This window comes from Hymenobacter sp. HSC-4F20 (genome assembly GCF_019599275.1).
Classification (GTDB): Bacteria; Bacteroidota; Bacteroidia; order Cytophagales; family Hymenobacteraceae; genus Hymenobacter.
The window spans coordinates 1,586,722-1,599,414 of record NZ_JAHZTD010000001.1; the positions used below are offsets into that span (position 1 = coordinate 1,586,722).

A 12,693-nucleotide genomic window follows, 5' to 3' on the forward strand; every position below is an offset into this window, starting at 1 on the left:
GCCTGGTGCTAAAGCAAGCGACTGGCTCCTACCCCCTTGAGTTGCCATAAACCTGCCCCTAGCGCAGGCTATAGATTCGCTCAATGATGTCTACCACTTTCAGGCCTTCCAGGGCATTGGTAGTGGCGTAGCTGCGGTTCTGAATAGTGTCCACCACGTTTTCGATGAGCTGTACGTGGTTAGCGGCGCTGCCTTGGTACGCCCCGTAATTGTTGGCCGGATTGGTTGGCGGCAGCTCGGGCAACTGGTAGTCGCGCAGGTGGCAATACTCTACTTTATCGAGGTATTGACCGCCGAGGCGGAGGCTGCCATGTTCAGCCACTACCGTCAGCGAGCTTTCCAGGTTCCGGTCCCACACGGCAGTGCTGTACTGGAGGGTGCCACTCCCCCCCCGCACTAGGTCAAACGTCACCAGGCCACTATCCTCAAATTCGGTTAGCTCCTGGTGGTTGAAGTCGCGGAAGCGGGCCGTAATATTGGTAATGTCGCCGAACACCCAGTACAGCAGGTCTACGAAGTGGCTGAACTGAGTGAAGAGCGTGCCACCATCCTGGGCTTGGCTACCCCGCCAGCTACCGGGCTGGTAATAGCGGGCATCCCGGTTCCAGAAGCAGTTAAATTGCACCAGGTACACCTGGCCCAACCGCCCTTCCCCATAGATTTGCTTGAGCCAGGCGGCCGGCGGGGAGTAGCGGTTCTGCATCACTCCAAAAACCAGACGGCCCGTCTGCAAAGCCGTGTGTACTATGGCTTCCGCATCGGTCTTGCGCAGGGCAATTGGTTTCTCAATTACTACGTGCAGGCCGTGCTGCAACCCAGCTATAGCTTGCGGCGCATGCTGGTAATTTGGTGTAGCTATAGTTACTACATCTGCATCCAGTCCTGCCGCCAGGTACGCTTCCAACGACGAAAAAAAAGGCACACCAGGAAATTCGGCGGCCAGCTCAGAAGCCAATTCGGCGCGCGTATCGATAAGGGCAACTAGTTCGGCGCCATGGTGGCGGGCTACCAGGGTGGCATGGCGGTGCCCAATATGGCCCACGCCACAGATGACAAAACGAACAGCAGGAAATAAATCGGCCAAGGAGTACTGCGCTAAGTGGTGGCAAGCTGCAAAAAAACTACTGAAACTTGGTCTTTCAGTCGGGGGCTAGGGCTATGTTTGGCTACTTGCCGCAATGCAAAATCCCCAACCCGGCAGCCTGCGCTTACCGGGTTGGGGATTTTATCTTTACTCCGGGCTGACTATTCGTCCTACAGCAGCCGCTTCAATTCCTCGAAGTTGGAGTTGCTCACCGATTTGCCCGTGCAGCCAAGCTGCTGGGCACTGCGCTGAATATTCTGAATGCGGGAGCCGGGGTTAGGGTGTGTGCTCAGGAATTCGGGCGTACCTGCTGCGCCCTGCTTCTCGGCTTTAATAAAGAAGCCCGCGGCCCCGTCGCAGGAGTAATAGCGGGTGCCATTGAGGTAAATGGTAGAATACTTGTCGGCCTCCGTTTCGAAGCTGCGGCTAAACTTGAGCTGCCCCAGCCCGGCGGCAATCTGCACCAACTGGTTGGAGGAACGGTTACCCAACACTAGCCCTAACAGCAGGCTGGTGCCATACTGCTGCTGCAGCTGCTGGGTGCTGTGGCGGCGGTCGGCGTGGGCAATTTCGTGGCCCAGCACGCCGGCCAGCTGGTTTTCATTGTCCAGAAACTTAATCAGGCCCGAAAAGACGTAGATGTGGCCGCCAGGGGTAGCAAAAGCGTTTTGGGTCTGGTCGTCCTTGATGATTTGCACATCCCACGGAAACTGCGTGCGGTACTTGATATTGCCATTATCAAGCACGCGCTTTACTACCCCATCCAGGAGCTGATAGGCCCGAGGGTTACGGGAGCGTTCGAGCAGTTGCCCTTTGGCACGGTAGAGAGAGTCGGTTTGCTTAGCAACCTGAGCCCCCAGGGCAATATCCTGGTTGATGGAGAACAGGTTGATGCCTTGCTGAGGCTTAGTGATGGCCGCGGTGGTCAGCCCCGCCACTACGGCCAGCGGAAGAAGAAAGGTTAGCAACGGATGGCGCATGGTACAAAGAGGGGGAAATATGACGGAGATAGTACGAGGAAAAGAAAAAACAGTGCCAGCAAAAGCACGGTCCTCCCCGAAGGCTTTGCAGGAAAAGCACTACACGCCGGCCCACGCCGCCAGCGTGGCAGCCACGTAGCTCACCTGCTCGGCAGTTAGCGTAGGGTGGATGGGCAACGACAGCACGGTACGGCACAGGCGCTCGGCCACCGGAAACTGCCCGGCCCGGTACCCCAGGTAAGCATAGGCCGGCTGGGCATGAACGGGCATTGGGTAATACACCGCGCTGGGCACGCCGTGGGCCGCCAAGTGCTGCTGCAGGGCCTCGCGGCAACCAGGCTCATCGGCTACGGTAATGGTATACTGATGAAACACATGGGTACTGCGCGGGTCACGCTCCGGCACTGTGAGGCCATGCACTGCGGCCAACGCCGCATCATACTGGGCCGCAACCTGCTGGCGGGCTTGCGTCCAGGCGGGCAGGTAGCGCAGCTTTACTTGCAGCAAGGCAGCCTGCAGGGTATCGAGGCGGGAGTTAAGGCCAATATGCTCGTGGTAGTATTTGCGGGTTTGGCCGTGGTTGGCGAGCTGGCGTAGGGTAGCAGCCCGGGCCGCGTCGCGGGTAAACAAGGCGCCACCATCCCCGAAACCGCCCAGGTTTTTACTAGGGAAGAAGGAGGTAGTGCCTACCTCTCCGACCGTGCCAGCCCACCACGTTTCGCCCCGGCTGGTGGTAAACTGGGCCCCTATGGCCTGGGCATTGTCTTCAAGCAGCGCTACCCCGCGGCGGTCGGCCAGGGTGCGCAGAGCTTCTAAATCGGCACACTGCCCAAACAGGTGTACTGCCACTATAGCCCCCGTGCGTGACGTCAGGGCGGCTTCTACGGCGGCGGGGTCGAGGTTAAAGGTGCCGGGCAGCACATCGGCGGGCACCGGCTGCAGCCCCAGCACCGCGGCGGCTTCTAACGTTGCCACATAGGTAAAGGCCGGCACAATCACCTCGGTACCGGCCGGCAGCCGTAGGCTCATCAGGGCCAGCTGCAGGGCGTCGGTGCCATTGGCGCAGGGCACTACGTGCGCCTGACCCAGGTAGGCCCCCAGCTCCTGAGCAAACGTGGCCACGGCGGGCCCCTGAATAAAGGCTGCCTCGTGCAGGGTATGACGCACGGCCGCGTCCAGCTCGGCCTGAAGGGGCGCGTGCTGGCCGGCCAGATCAAGCAATTGAATGGGAAGTGGCGAAGCAGAAGAAACCGGCACAGCTAAGAAGTAAGCGCAGTGAAAAGCGGCACCAAAGATAGACGCCTCATCAGAACCACCCGTGAAAAAGCAGGGCGCAACCAGGCAAGGAGGTGTTGCGTTAAGCGAGCTAACCGCTACATCGTAGCAGCTCTATATTCTCTCCCTCCTTTTACCTACTTGCCATGTTCAGGAAAACCCTCACCCTGCACGCGCTGTCTGCGCTTCTGCTGTTGGGCGGCGCTACGTTTACTACCTCCAGCTGCAGCCAGAACCAGCAGAACGAAGCCTCTGCCGAAGCCGACCAGGCGTATAACGACTTCAAAACCTTTGTGTCTGACACGGAAGCCAAGACGGATGCTGTAGCCTCAGAGGCGGAAGCCGATTACGAGCAGGAAACCGCTCAGTTGAAGTCTGACTTCGACGCCAAGGTAGCCGCCGTAGATAAGTACGCCGACAGCTACGATGATGCCCGCCGGCAGGAAATTGAAGCCCTTCGCACGCGCTACACCACCGCCTACGACAAGCGCGAAATGGCCTGGAAAAACCGTCCTGGCGTTACCAGCGCTATGTCGGGCACAGCGGGCACGGCTACCGGCAGCACGAAAATGGGCAAGTCCTACAAGCCAACTAACCCGGCTGCTCAGCTTACGGCTGCCAACGCCCGCCAGACCTACGAGGCCTTCGTGCGCGACATCAAGGTGAATGAAGACAAGTACGACATCGACGACTGGCGTAACATCAACGCCGAATGGCGCGCCCTCGACGAGGCCTACGACAAGGTAAAAAAGGACATTCCGGCCCGCGACCTAGCTGAAATTCAGAAAGAGAAGCTGAAGTACGCCGCCTTTAAATCGTACGATAAAGCAGAGGCCCGCGTGGCCCAGGGCGCCGATGCTACCGAGCAAGGCGCGGAAAACGTAGCCGCCGAAACCCAGGATGAGCGCTCCGCCGTAGGCCGCGCCGCCAGCAACACCGCTTCCGATGTAAAAGAAGCCGGTAAAGATGTGGGCCAGGGTGCCGCTAAGGTTGGTAAAAAGGTAGGCAGTGCTGTGAAAGGCGCCTACAAGGAAGTGAAGTCGGAAGTAAAGAACACCGACAACGATTAACCCTGTCTTTTTCTGGGCCTGGCGCCGGCGCTTCTGCAGAAGCGCCGGCGCTTTTTCTTTGTGCCTAGTCAACGCCTCGATTACTGCCCGGGAAGCTAGCGAAGCTCGTTAAGCAACCAATAAAGCTTGAGCGCATCAAGCTGACGCAGGCTGGGACGGTTTGACAGCAAATTGCGGCGCACCTGTTCCCGGCGCAGGCCAAAAGCTACCCGCACGGCCTTGCTCAACCCCCAGCGCTGCAAGCGTAGTGCGGCCTGCAGGAGCTTGGTATCTGCCCCCAGCCCCTCAGATCGGTAGAGCTGCACCAGGTTGCGTACGGCATCGTGGGTTTTCTGCAGGAAAATTGGGGCCGGATCTAGGCCATTATGCAGCACCGGATTATCTAGGTGGACGACAGTAGCCCCTGCGCGCCGCAGCAGCCATCCAAATTTCGTGTCCTCGTGTCCGTAGCGGGTCAGGCTTTCGTCTAGGCCGAGGCGGCAAAACACATCGGCCCGAATGAGCAGGTTGTTCAGGGTAAGTTGCCGGTGCGGCGCCCGTTGGCGCACCGCTGCCGGCCGGGCTTCGCGGCGGCGGCCATAAAGCCAGCGCAGCCGTAAGGCTTCTTCGTGGGGGGGCACTGCCTCGTAGGCGGTGCCTCCGGAAAGTACCGGGGCTTGGGAGCAGGCGGCGGCATAGCGAGCTAAGAAGTGAGCATCGGGGAGCAGGCTGTCGTTATCGAGAAGGAGCAGCCACTCGTGCCCGGCCTCTGCCGCCAACTGGTTTCGGATGGCGGCGCGCCCTACATTTTGTTCCAGCTCGCGGTAGCGTACACCTGGCTGGAGGGCAAGCTCCCGGTTTTTCCGGCGGTATACTTCCTGCGAGCCATCATCCAGGCAATGGATTTCAACCAAACCGGGCCAGTCGGACGCCTGCGCCAACAATGCGTGCACCAATGGCCGCACATCGTGGTTGAACACCGGAATCAGCACTGAAAGGCCTGCCATGCTTACTACAGAAGGGTTGGAAAGCAAAAATGCTGAAAGCGCCGAAATATTCCGTACGAGGCCCTCTTACTACAAGAGCTAATCCACCCTTCAAAGGTTGCCAGCCTGCCCACTTACTTTTTTGCTGTTCTGCTGCCTACCCCTCCCCCCGCTTCAAACCCCTCCGGGCCAATCCTACACCCTCAGACCACTAGCTGGTGCCTGCGGGCTACATAGCCAGTTCGAAAGGCGTCTTGGCCGAATCTATAAGCTGTCCTTGCTCACACTTGAGCACCCGTTGCGGATACTGCCGGATAATCTGGTAGTTGTGGGTAGCCATGAGTACGGCTGTTCCCGCGTTGTTAATCTCCACAAACAGGCGCATAATGCTGTCGGCTACGTCGGGGTCGAGGTTGCCGGTAGGCTCGTCGGCCAGCAGCAGCAAGGGCTCGTTGAGCAAGGCCCGGGCAATCACTACGCGTTGCTGCTCGCCTCCGGAGAGCTGATGGGGCATTTTGGCGGCGGCATTGGCAAGGCCAACCCGCATCAGTACCTCCGAAATCCGCTGCTGCTTACGAGCCTTCCCCGACCAGCCCGTAGCGTTGAGCACAAACAGTAGGTTATCGGCCACAGAGCGGTCAAACAGCAGCTGAAAATCCTGAAAGATGATACCGAGTTTGCGGCGCAAAAACGGCACTTTGTCGCTGCCGGCTAGCTTAGGCAATGGAAAGCCGGCTACTGTGCCTGAGCCGGCGGGCAAGGGCAAGTCGGCGTAAAGGGTCTTGAGCAGGGAGCTTTTTCCCGACCCCGTACGCCCCACCAGGTACGCAAACTCGCCCTTCTCCAGCGTAAACGTAACCTTCTGCAGCACAGTGTTTACATCCTGCATAATGTACGCATCGTGCAGTTCAATAACGGGGGCAGACGAGGTAGGCATAACAACGAAGGTAAAGGGCAGAGCGGGTTTCAGAAACACTCATTCCGGGCTCATCAGGAAATTTATACGCTAAACTTCCCGATAAGCCCGGAACGTGAGGTACCGAAACGGTCAAACTTCCAGTTTTTGCAGCTTCCCGAACTCCAAGGCTTCAATAAGGGTAGCCAGCTCGGTTTCCTTGCCCTCCAGCCCGTAGCGGTGCAAATCCTTCAGAGGCCGGTCGGCGCGGAAGTAGGCAATAAGCACGAAATGCTCGTCGCGCAGCTGGATATAATCCGGAATCTTGGCCTTGCCTTTTACTTTGATGATGTACATAAGAGGAGAGCGTAGATGGGAATGCTTAGAGCGTAGAACCTAAAGGCCGTTGCGTACTTGGTGCGGTTGCTGCGTTCTACGCTCCACAATCTAACCTCTACTCACTACCCGTTCACCTTTTTGTGGTCGGCCAGGAAGGTAGCAAGACCTTTGTCGGTGAGGGGGTGGTTAAGCAGGCCCGTGATAACGTTAAGCGGGCACGTTACCACGTCAGCGCCCAGCTCGGCGCACTGAATCAGGTGCGGTACGTGGCGCACGGAAGCTGCCAGCACTTGGGTGGGGTAGCCGTAGTTCGAGAAAATGTCCACGATCTGCTGAATCAGCTGCAGTCCATCGTGCCCGATGTCGTCGAGGCGGCCTACGAAAGGTGATACATAAGTAGCGCCAGCCTTCGCGGCCAGCAACGCCTGCCCGGCCGAGAAAATCAGGGTGCAGTTGGTTTTGATGCCTTTGTCGGAGAAATAGCGGATGGCCTTCACGCCCTCGCGAATCATGGGCACCTTCACCACAATGTTGGGGTGCAGCTCAGCCAGGGCCTCGCCTTCCCGGATGATACCTTCGTAATCGGTAGCAATTACTTCGGCAGACACGTCGCCATCCACGATTTCGCAGATCTGCTGGTAATGGGCCATCACGGCGTCAGTGCCTTTGATGCCTTCTTTGGCCATCAGCGAGGGGTTGGTGGTCACGCCGTCGAGCACGCCCAGCTCCACAGCTTCCTGAATTTCCTTCAGGTTGGCGGTATCAATGAAAAATTTCATGCGGGTAGATTGAAAACAACAATGCGTACAAAGCTAAGCACTGATTTATCGGATTTGCCGGATGAGCCGGATTTTGTAGGTACCGACTGGTGAAGTGCTGCCGCTTTGGTGGGTAAAAACACGAAAAGCGACTCGTATGAGTCGCTTTTCAAGTATCAGCTAGTCCACTTTACCTGGTACTGTCCGTGGAAGTTTTGGGCAAAAAAAAGCGAGCCAAAATCGCACCGCTACAACCGTTTACCCTTGCTACCTTCCGGTCCTGGGGGAGTTCAACAGGAGCTGGTCGTTCTGACTCGCCGGTGCAAAGGTACGCAGCTATTTCAGCACAATGCATACTCCCGGCAGATATTTTTTATGTGTAGGCCGGTATGTACAAGAGTATCAGCCCGTTTTTTTATGCAAACACCTCGCTTTACCAACTATTCCCCGGCCCCGGTAGTACCGGAGCATATTTTCCGCCTAGCCCTGTAGGTTAAGAATTTTCTGGGGTACAGCGGGCAGCTCGGGTGGTCCTGAGCATAACCGGCCAGCGGGTCGGATGCCGCCCCCTCTAGCCCTGCCCCGGAGCTTCCGGTCTGGGCGCCAGCAGGTTGGAGTCGGTAGCTGGCTGAGGTAAACCAGACTCGGGAAGCGTCAGGGCGCCAAGCAAAGACAAGGCGAGCAAGGGTAGGGATGAATTCATTAGAGGCAGGTGCGAAAAGTCCTAGCATAATTCCACCGTAAAGGTCAGGCGTAACTGCGCGGAGGAAAAGGCATAGAAGCTCCGATTTGTGACTAGCATTTGTTAGAGAAAACAGTAGGATTGTGCGAAGGAAATAGCAGCTACCTGCTTGTTACTGGCATGTACTGACTGGGTAGCCAGCATAAATCATTTTGTTTGTGACCAGCATTCGCCCTGGTCTTGCCCTGTTCTCTACACCGGCTGCTGCGCCTACGCACTTTTTCGGGCCCTCACGCGCGAGCAGATTAGCACCACGTGGCGCCCGAGGAGCGTAGCCAGCAGGGCCCCTACCTGCTGCCCCGCCCGCGGTCAACGGCAACCCACTGCTGCCAGTCCCGGCCCGTGGGCTAACGACCAGTACGACTAGCGAAAGCAAAGAAAAAGCCGGCGCCGGCGCAACTCCGTGCTTTAGGTCTGAAATCTGCGCCGTATTTTTGCCCATGCCTCAACAGATTCTCATTCTTGATTTTGGGTCGCAGTACACGCAGCTTATTGCCCGGCGCATCCGGGAATTAAACGTTTACTGCGAAATTCACCCGTATACGCACGCCCCGGACCTCACTGAGGACATCCGGGGCGTGGTGCTTTCGGGCTCACCCTGTTCCGTGCGCGACGCCGACTCGCCCAACCCGGACTTGTCCCGCTACCTGGGCCGGGTGCCGGTACTCGGCGTCTGCTATGGTGCGCAGCTGCTGGCTCACCAGCGGGGCGGCGAAGTGCTGCCGGCCACTATCCGGGAGTACGGCCGCGCCCGCCTGGCCCGCGTCCACCACGATTCGCCCTTGCTGCACGGCGTACCCACCGATTCGCAGGTGTGGATGTCGCACGGCGACACGATTAAGACGCTGCCAGCGGGCTTCGACATTATTGCCAGCACCCCGGAGGTGGCCGTGGCCGCCTACCAGATTCAGGGCCAGCCAACCTACGGCATCCAGTTCCACCCCGAGGTAACGCACTCCACCGACGGCAAAACCCTGCTCCAGAACTTTGTGGTGAACATCTGCGGGCTGGATCAGAGCTGGACCCCGGAGCACTTCGTAGACAGCATGGTGGGTACCCTGCAACGGACCATTGGCGAGGAAGACCAGGTGATTCTGGGACTTTCCGGCGGGGTAGATTCCTCGGTGGCAGCGCTACTGCTGCACAAGGCCATTGGCAAGCGCCTGCACGGCATCTTCGTCAACAACGGGTTGCTGCGCAAAAACGAGTACGAAGACGTGCTGCACTCCTACCAGGGTCTGGGCCTGAATGTGCGGGGGGTAGATGCTTCCCAGGAGTTTTACGCCGCCCTGCAGGGCCTCACCGATCCGGAGCAGAAGCGCAAGGCCATCGGCCGCACGTTTATTGAGGTGTTCGACCGGGAAGCGCAGAAAGTAGAGGGCGCCCGCTGGCTGGCTCAGGGCACTATTTACCCCGATGTGATTGAGTCGGTGTCGGTGAAGGGCCCGGCCGTAACCATCAAGAGCCACCACAACGTGGGCGGCCTGCCCGAGAAAATGAACCTGCGGATTGTGGAGCCGCTACGGGCCTTGTTCAAAGACGAGGTGCGCGAAGTAGGCCACACCCTGGAGCTGCCCGAGCACATCCTGCACCGCCACCCCTTCCCCGGTCCCGGCCTGGGCATCCGCATCCTCGGCGACATCACCCCCGAAAAGGTCGACATTCTGCAGCGCGCCGACGCCATCTTCATCAACGGCCTGAAAGAGCACGGCCTCTACGATAAGGTATGGCAGGCCGGCGTGATGCTGCTGCCGGTGCAAAGCGTGGGCGTGATGGGCGATGAGCGCACCTATGAGCGGGTAGTGGCCCTACGTGCCGTAACCAGCGTAGACGGCATGACTGCCGACTGGGCTCACCTGCCCTACGAGTTCCTCGCCGACGTCTCAAACCGCATCATCAACCAGGTGCGTGGCATCAACCGCGTGGTGTACGATATTAGCTCCAAACCCCCGGCAACCATTGAATGGGAATAGCGGAGGGGTGATGAAACGGTGAATGCGTGAGCTTGCCGCTTAACAGGCTCCGAGAGGTAGCCCCGGAAGGGCAGCATCTCGGCAGCCACCCTACCCCCTCTTACCCTTTCAAAGCCCCAGCGGGGCGACACAAACCGTTCCACAACGGGTGTCGCTCCGCTGGGGCTTTACGTTTCTGCTCCGAGTTTCTCTACCCATAGGCCATCCCTTGCGGAACCCGTTAAGCGGCAAGCTCACGCATTCACCGTTTTACTTCCAGCAAGGCCTGGCCCTCGAAGCTGTACCAGATGCTGTCCTGGCGTTGGTGGCGGTTCAGGCCGCGCAACAGCAGTTGCAGATGCAGGTTCTTGGCGGTGGCGTGCAGGGTGAGGGCGGAGTTGGGCAACTCAACCCCGACGGCAGGGTTGCGCCCATGGACGCGGGTCAGGGAATCGGCAATGGCGCCGGGGGCAAGAATGAGCTGGGGCTGCCAGCTGCCATCGGCCCGCATCTGCTCCAGTTGCAGGTCATAGCCGCGCCGACGGGTACGTAGCCGGAACGAGCCTTCCGGCACGCTTACGTTCGCCAGCGTATCCTTATCAGGTACATAATACTGGTACACGCTCACGTTGTTGAGTAGGTAACGGCCGTTGCCCAGGGGTAGTACATCGGGATTTTTGACGCCGAACGAGGCAGAAATTTCCTCATCGGCCTCAGTGGCATAGCGGCTGGTGCGCTCCAGGTTACTAAGCGCGAACAGACGGTCAGACTGCCAGTGCCTTTTCTCCCACGGCGTGTCTTGGAGCAAGGAATCGGGCAGTTGCAGGGAGCCGGCAAAAAGAGGTTGCAGCTGGTCCAGCGCCTGCCGCTCGGCAAAAAACTCGAAAATGGATGTGAGCCGCTGCCGCACCACCAAGGGTAGTTTAGGCACGCGCTGACCGGCGCCGTCCAGCTTACCGTTCTGCAGCAGAGTGTACTGGGCGCTGATTTCGCGCAGCTGGCCGAGTTGGCTGCGCTCGGCCGTAGCAAATGCGCCCCAGGGGCCGGCAGCCGACAACAAAGCTACCAGAGCCAGCGAAGCCGGAATCCAGATGATGCCCTGGCCTTTGCGCACCAGAAAGTAGGTAGCCATTACCAGCAGCCAAGCGGCCAGGATCAGCACAAAGTAGCGCTCCTCCGTGATGCCGTAGGCCCGGATGCGGGTACTAATAGCCACAGCCAGCAGCCCTAGCAAGGGAAATAGCGCCAGGTAAAACCAGCGCGCAAACGTGCGAATCCAGGTGTTTTCAGCCGCATTGCGGATGGGGTGAATCAGGAGCAGGGCCAGGATGCCGGCCACCGAAAGGGCCAGCACCAGCACAGATACCCAGCCCTCCGGCAGCTCCCACTGTACCAGAATACGCCCCATATAGGCGTACAGAATGCCTAGGTACAGCACCACCAGCGGCAGCAGCACAAACTGAGTAAACACCTTGAGGCCCTTGGGATAGGTAGCCTCCTGCTCCAGGGCGGCAAAATGCTGAGGCAGGCACTCCGGCCAGGAAAAACCAGGTGTTAAACACCGTACCCAGCACCGTGAACAGGTGCTGGTACACGTACCGGTCCAGCTTCACCTCAAACAGGTTCTCGATGGCGAGCAGGGCCAGGGCGCACCCCGCAAACAGCACTCCGGAGTATAGTCCGGCCGTGAGAATGCGCAGAAACAATGTTTCGTTGTAGCGCCAGAAACCCGCCGTATCGGCCTCGCGGCGCAGTTCGGGCAGGTAGGGCACCACGGCTACCAGCAGGTGCGAAGCCACCAGCAACACAAACAGCCGCAGCCTCCACACACTATCGGGCTCGGCGGGGCAGGCCACAGACCAGCCTCCCAGCACCAGCACTACCCCCACCGAGGCGGCCAGCCGCCCCCACCTAGGCCACCGATACCGCTCAGCTGCCAGGGCTACGGTCAGCGCGAGCGTGAGCCCCAGCACTGCCGTAGAAAGCACGGGAAACAGCCAGTCAAGCTTGGCTTCCTCAGCATAAGGCAGGCGCTGCACGTAAATGCCCACGCCGCACAGAATAAAAGCGCAAAGCAGAGGTAAAGGAAAGCGCCGAAGCACCGTGGCGGCTTCGGTGAGCAGATGCTGCAGGGAAGGAAGTTTCATGAGTCACGCCGGATAAGTGCGCCAAGAAACAGCTTTTCCGTTGAGCTTCCGGCGCGCAAGGCCGGGCTTATTCGTTTTCATTTCTGCAGCAGCTCTTCCACTTCCAGCAGCAACGCCGTGTTTTCTACAATGTCGCGCAACTGGGTCAGCTCAATCAGGGTGAACACCAGGGCCAGTCGGGGCGCAGGCGTGCGCAAAGCAATACAGCGCGCCTCGGGGTCCTGGGTGCGGAGGCAATGATGCTGCCAGCTGCTGCTTACTACCTCCCGAAACTCCTGGAACTCGGCGGTGGTAGCGGCCAGGGCCACGTTGCCGAAGCACAGGTGCAGGTGGCGCGTGCGGGGGCACCGGGCGCAGTACCCAAACTCGTTATGATGAAAGAACTGAGCCATGATGGAATGGTGAAGTAGAACCGCAAGTATAACTATTTAGAAAATGTCTAAACAAATAACCAGCCGTTTGTATTTCGCCCCGACGTGCCCAGCT

The 12,693-nt window shown here is 58.9% G+C and carries 12 protein-coding genes and 1 other RNA gene; 2 read left to right on the forward strand and 11 right to left on the reverse strand.

The genetic code is table 11. The features are described 5' to 3' along the window. Nucleotides 1-58: 58 nt before the first annotated feature. From K3G63_RS06920 to K3G63_RS06930, 3 genes are all read right to left on the reverse strand, one after another. A complete protein-coding gene (locus K3G63_RS06920) occupies nucleotides 59-1,084 on the reverse strand; it encodes a Gfo/Idh/MocA family protein (RefSeq protein ID WP_259404290.1) in 1,026 nt (341 codons plus the stop codon). A 170-nt stretch (nucleotides 1,085-1,254) separates the two neighbouring features. Beyond that, nucleotides 1,255-2,064, reverse strand: a complete 810-nt coding sequence (locus tag K3G63_RS06925; RefSeq protein WP_220613324.1) for a M48 family metalloprotease — start codon at nucleotides 2,062-2,064, stop codon at nucleotides 1,255-1,257. A gap of 99 nt (nucleotides 2,065-2,163) precedes the next feature. Then, nucleotides 2,164-3,321: a DegT/DnrJ/EryC1/StrS family aminotransferase gene (locus tag K3G63_RS06930; RefSeq protein ID WP_310794567.1), complete on the reverse strand. Its 1,158-nt coding sequence runs from the start codon at nucleotides 3,319-3,321 to the stop codon at nucleotides 2,164-2,166. A gap of 164 nt (nucleotides 3,322-3,485) precedes the next feature. Here K3G63_RS06930 and K3G63_RS06935 point away from each other — a divergent pair, with 164 nt between their 5' ends. Then, the gene (locus K3G63_RS06935; RefSeq protein WP_220613325.1) at nucleotides 3,486-4,409 is read left to right on the forward strand and encodes a hypothetical protein; all 924 of its coding nucleotides are present in this window, start codon (nucleotides 3,486-3,488) and stop codon (nucleotides 4,407-4,409) included. Nucleotides 4,410-4,504: 95 nt separating this feature from the next. Here the strand turns inward: K3G63_RS06935 and K3G63_RS06940 are convergent, their stop codons facing one another. From K3G63_RS06940 to K3G63_RS22770, 6 genes are all read right to left on the reverse strand, one after another. Then, complete coding sequence (locus K3G63_RS06940; RefSeq protein WP_220613326.1) at nucleotides 4,505-5,395, reverse strand: glycosyltransferase family 2 protein; 891 nt, start codon at nucleotides 5,393-5,395, stop codon at nucleotides 4,505-4,507. 208 nt (nucleotides 5,396-5,603) lie between these two features. Next, a complete protein-coding gene (locus K3G63_RS06945) occupies nucleotides 5,604-6,311 on the reverse strand; it encodes a cell division ATP-binding protein FtsE (RefSeq protein ID WP_220613327.1) in 708 nt (235 codons plus the stop codon). A gap of 111 nt (nucleotides 6,312-6,422) precedes the next feature. Then, nucleotides 6,423-6,626, reverse strand: coding sequence for a fructose-6-phosphate aldolase (locus K3G63_RS06950; RefSeq protein ID WP_220613328.1), 204 nt, complete (start codon nucleotides 6,624-6,626; stop codon nucleotides 6,423-6,425). A 104-nt stretch (nucleotides 6,627-6,730) separates the two neighbouring features. Continuing rightward, nucleotides 6,731-7,387 carry a fructose-6-phosphate aldolase gene (gene fsa, locus K3G63_RS06955; RefSeq protein ID WP_220613329.1) on the reverse strand — a complete coding sequence of 219 codons (657 nt, stop codon included), beginning with the start codon at nucleotides 7,385-7,387 and terminating at the stop codon, nucleotides 6,731-6,733. A 202-nt stretch (nucleotides 7,388-7,589) separates the two neighbouring features. After that, nucleotides 7,590-7,687, reverse strand: an RNA gene (ffs, locus tag K3G63_RS06960) — signal recognition particle sRNA small type. Between the two features lie 250 nt (nucleotides 7,688-7,937). Continuing rightward, nucleotides 7,938-8,069: a hypothetical protein gene (locus K3G63_RS22770; RefSeq protein ID WP_259404291.1), complete on the reverse strand. Its 132-nt coding sequence runs from the start codon at nucleotides 8,067-8,069 to the stop codon at nucleotides 7,938-7,940. 479 nt (nucleotides 8,070-8,548) lie between these two features. Between K3G63_RS22770 and guaA the strand changes: the two genes are divergently transcribed. Beyond that, nucleotides 8,549-10,081: a glutamine-hydrolyzing GMP synthase gene (gene guaA, locus K3G63_RS06965; RefSeq protein ID WP_220613330.1), complete on the forward strand. Its 1,533-nt coding sequence runs from the start codon at nucleotides 8,549-8,551 to the stop codon at nucleotides 10,079-10,081. 241 nt (nucleotides 10,082-10,322) lie between these two features. Here guaA and K3G63_RS06970 read toward each other — a convergent pair whose 3' ends face one another. Continuing rightward, a complete protein-coding gene (locus tag K3G63_RS06970; protein WP_220613331.1) occupies nucleotides 10,323-11,531 on the reverse strand; it encodes a DUF4153 domain-containing protein in 1,209 nt (402 codons plus the stop codon). Between the two features lie 753 nt (nucleotides 11,532-12,284). Then, nucleotides 12,285-12,599 carry a DUF6686 family protein gene (locus K3G63_RS06975; RefSeq protein ID WP_220613332.1) on the reverse strand — a complete coding sequence of 105 codons (315 nt, stop codon included), beginning with the start codon at nucleotides 12,597-12,599 and terminating at the stop codon, nucleotides 12,285-12,287. Nucleotides 12,600-12,693 lie beyond the last annotated feature (94 nt).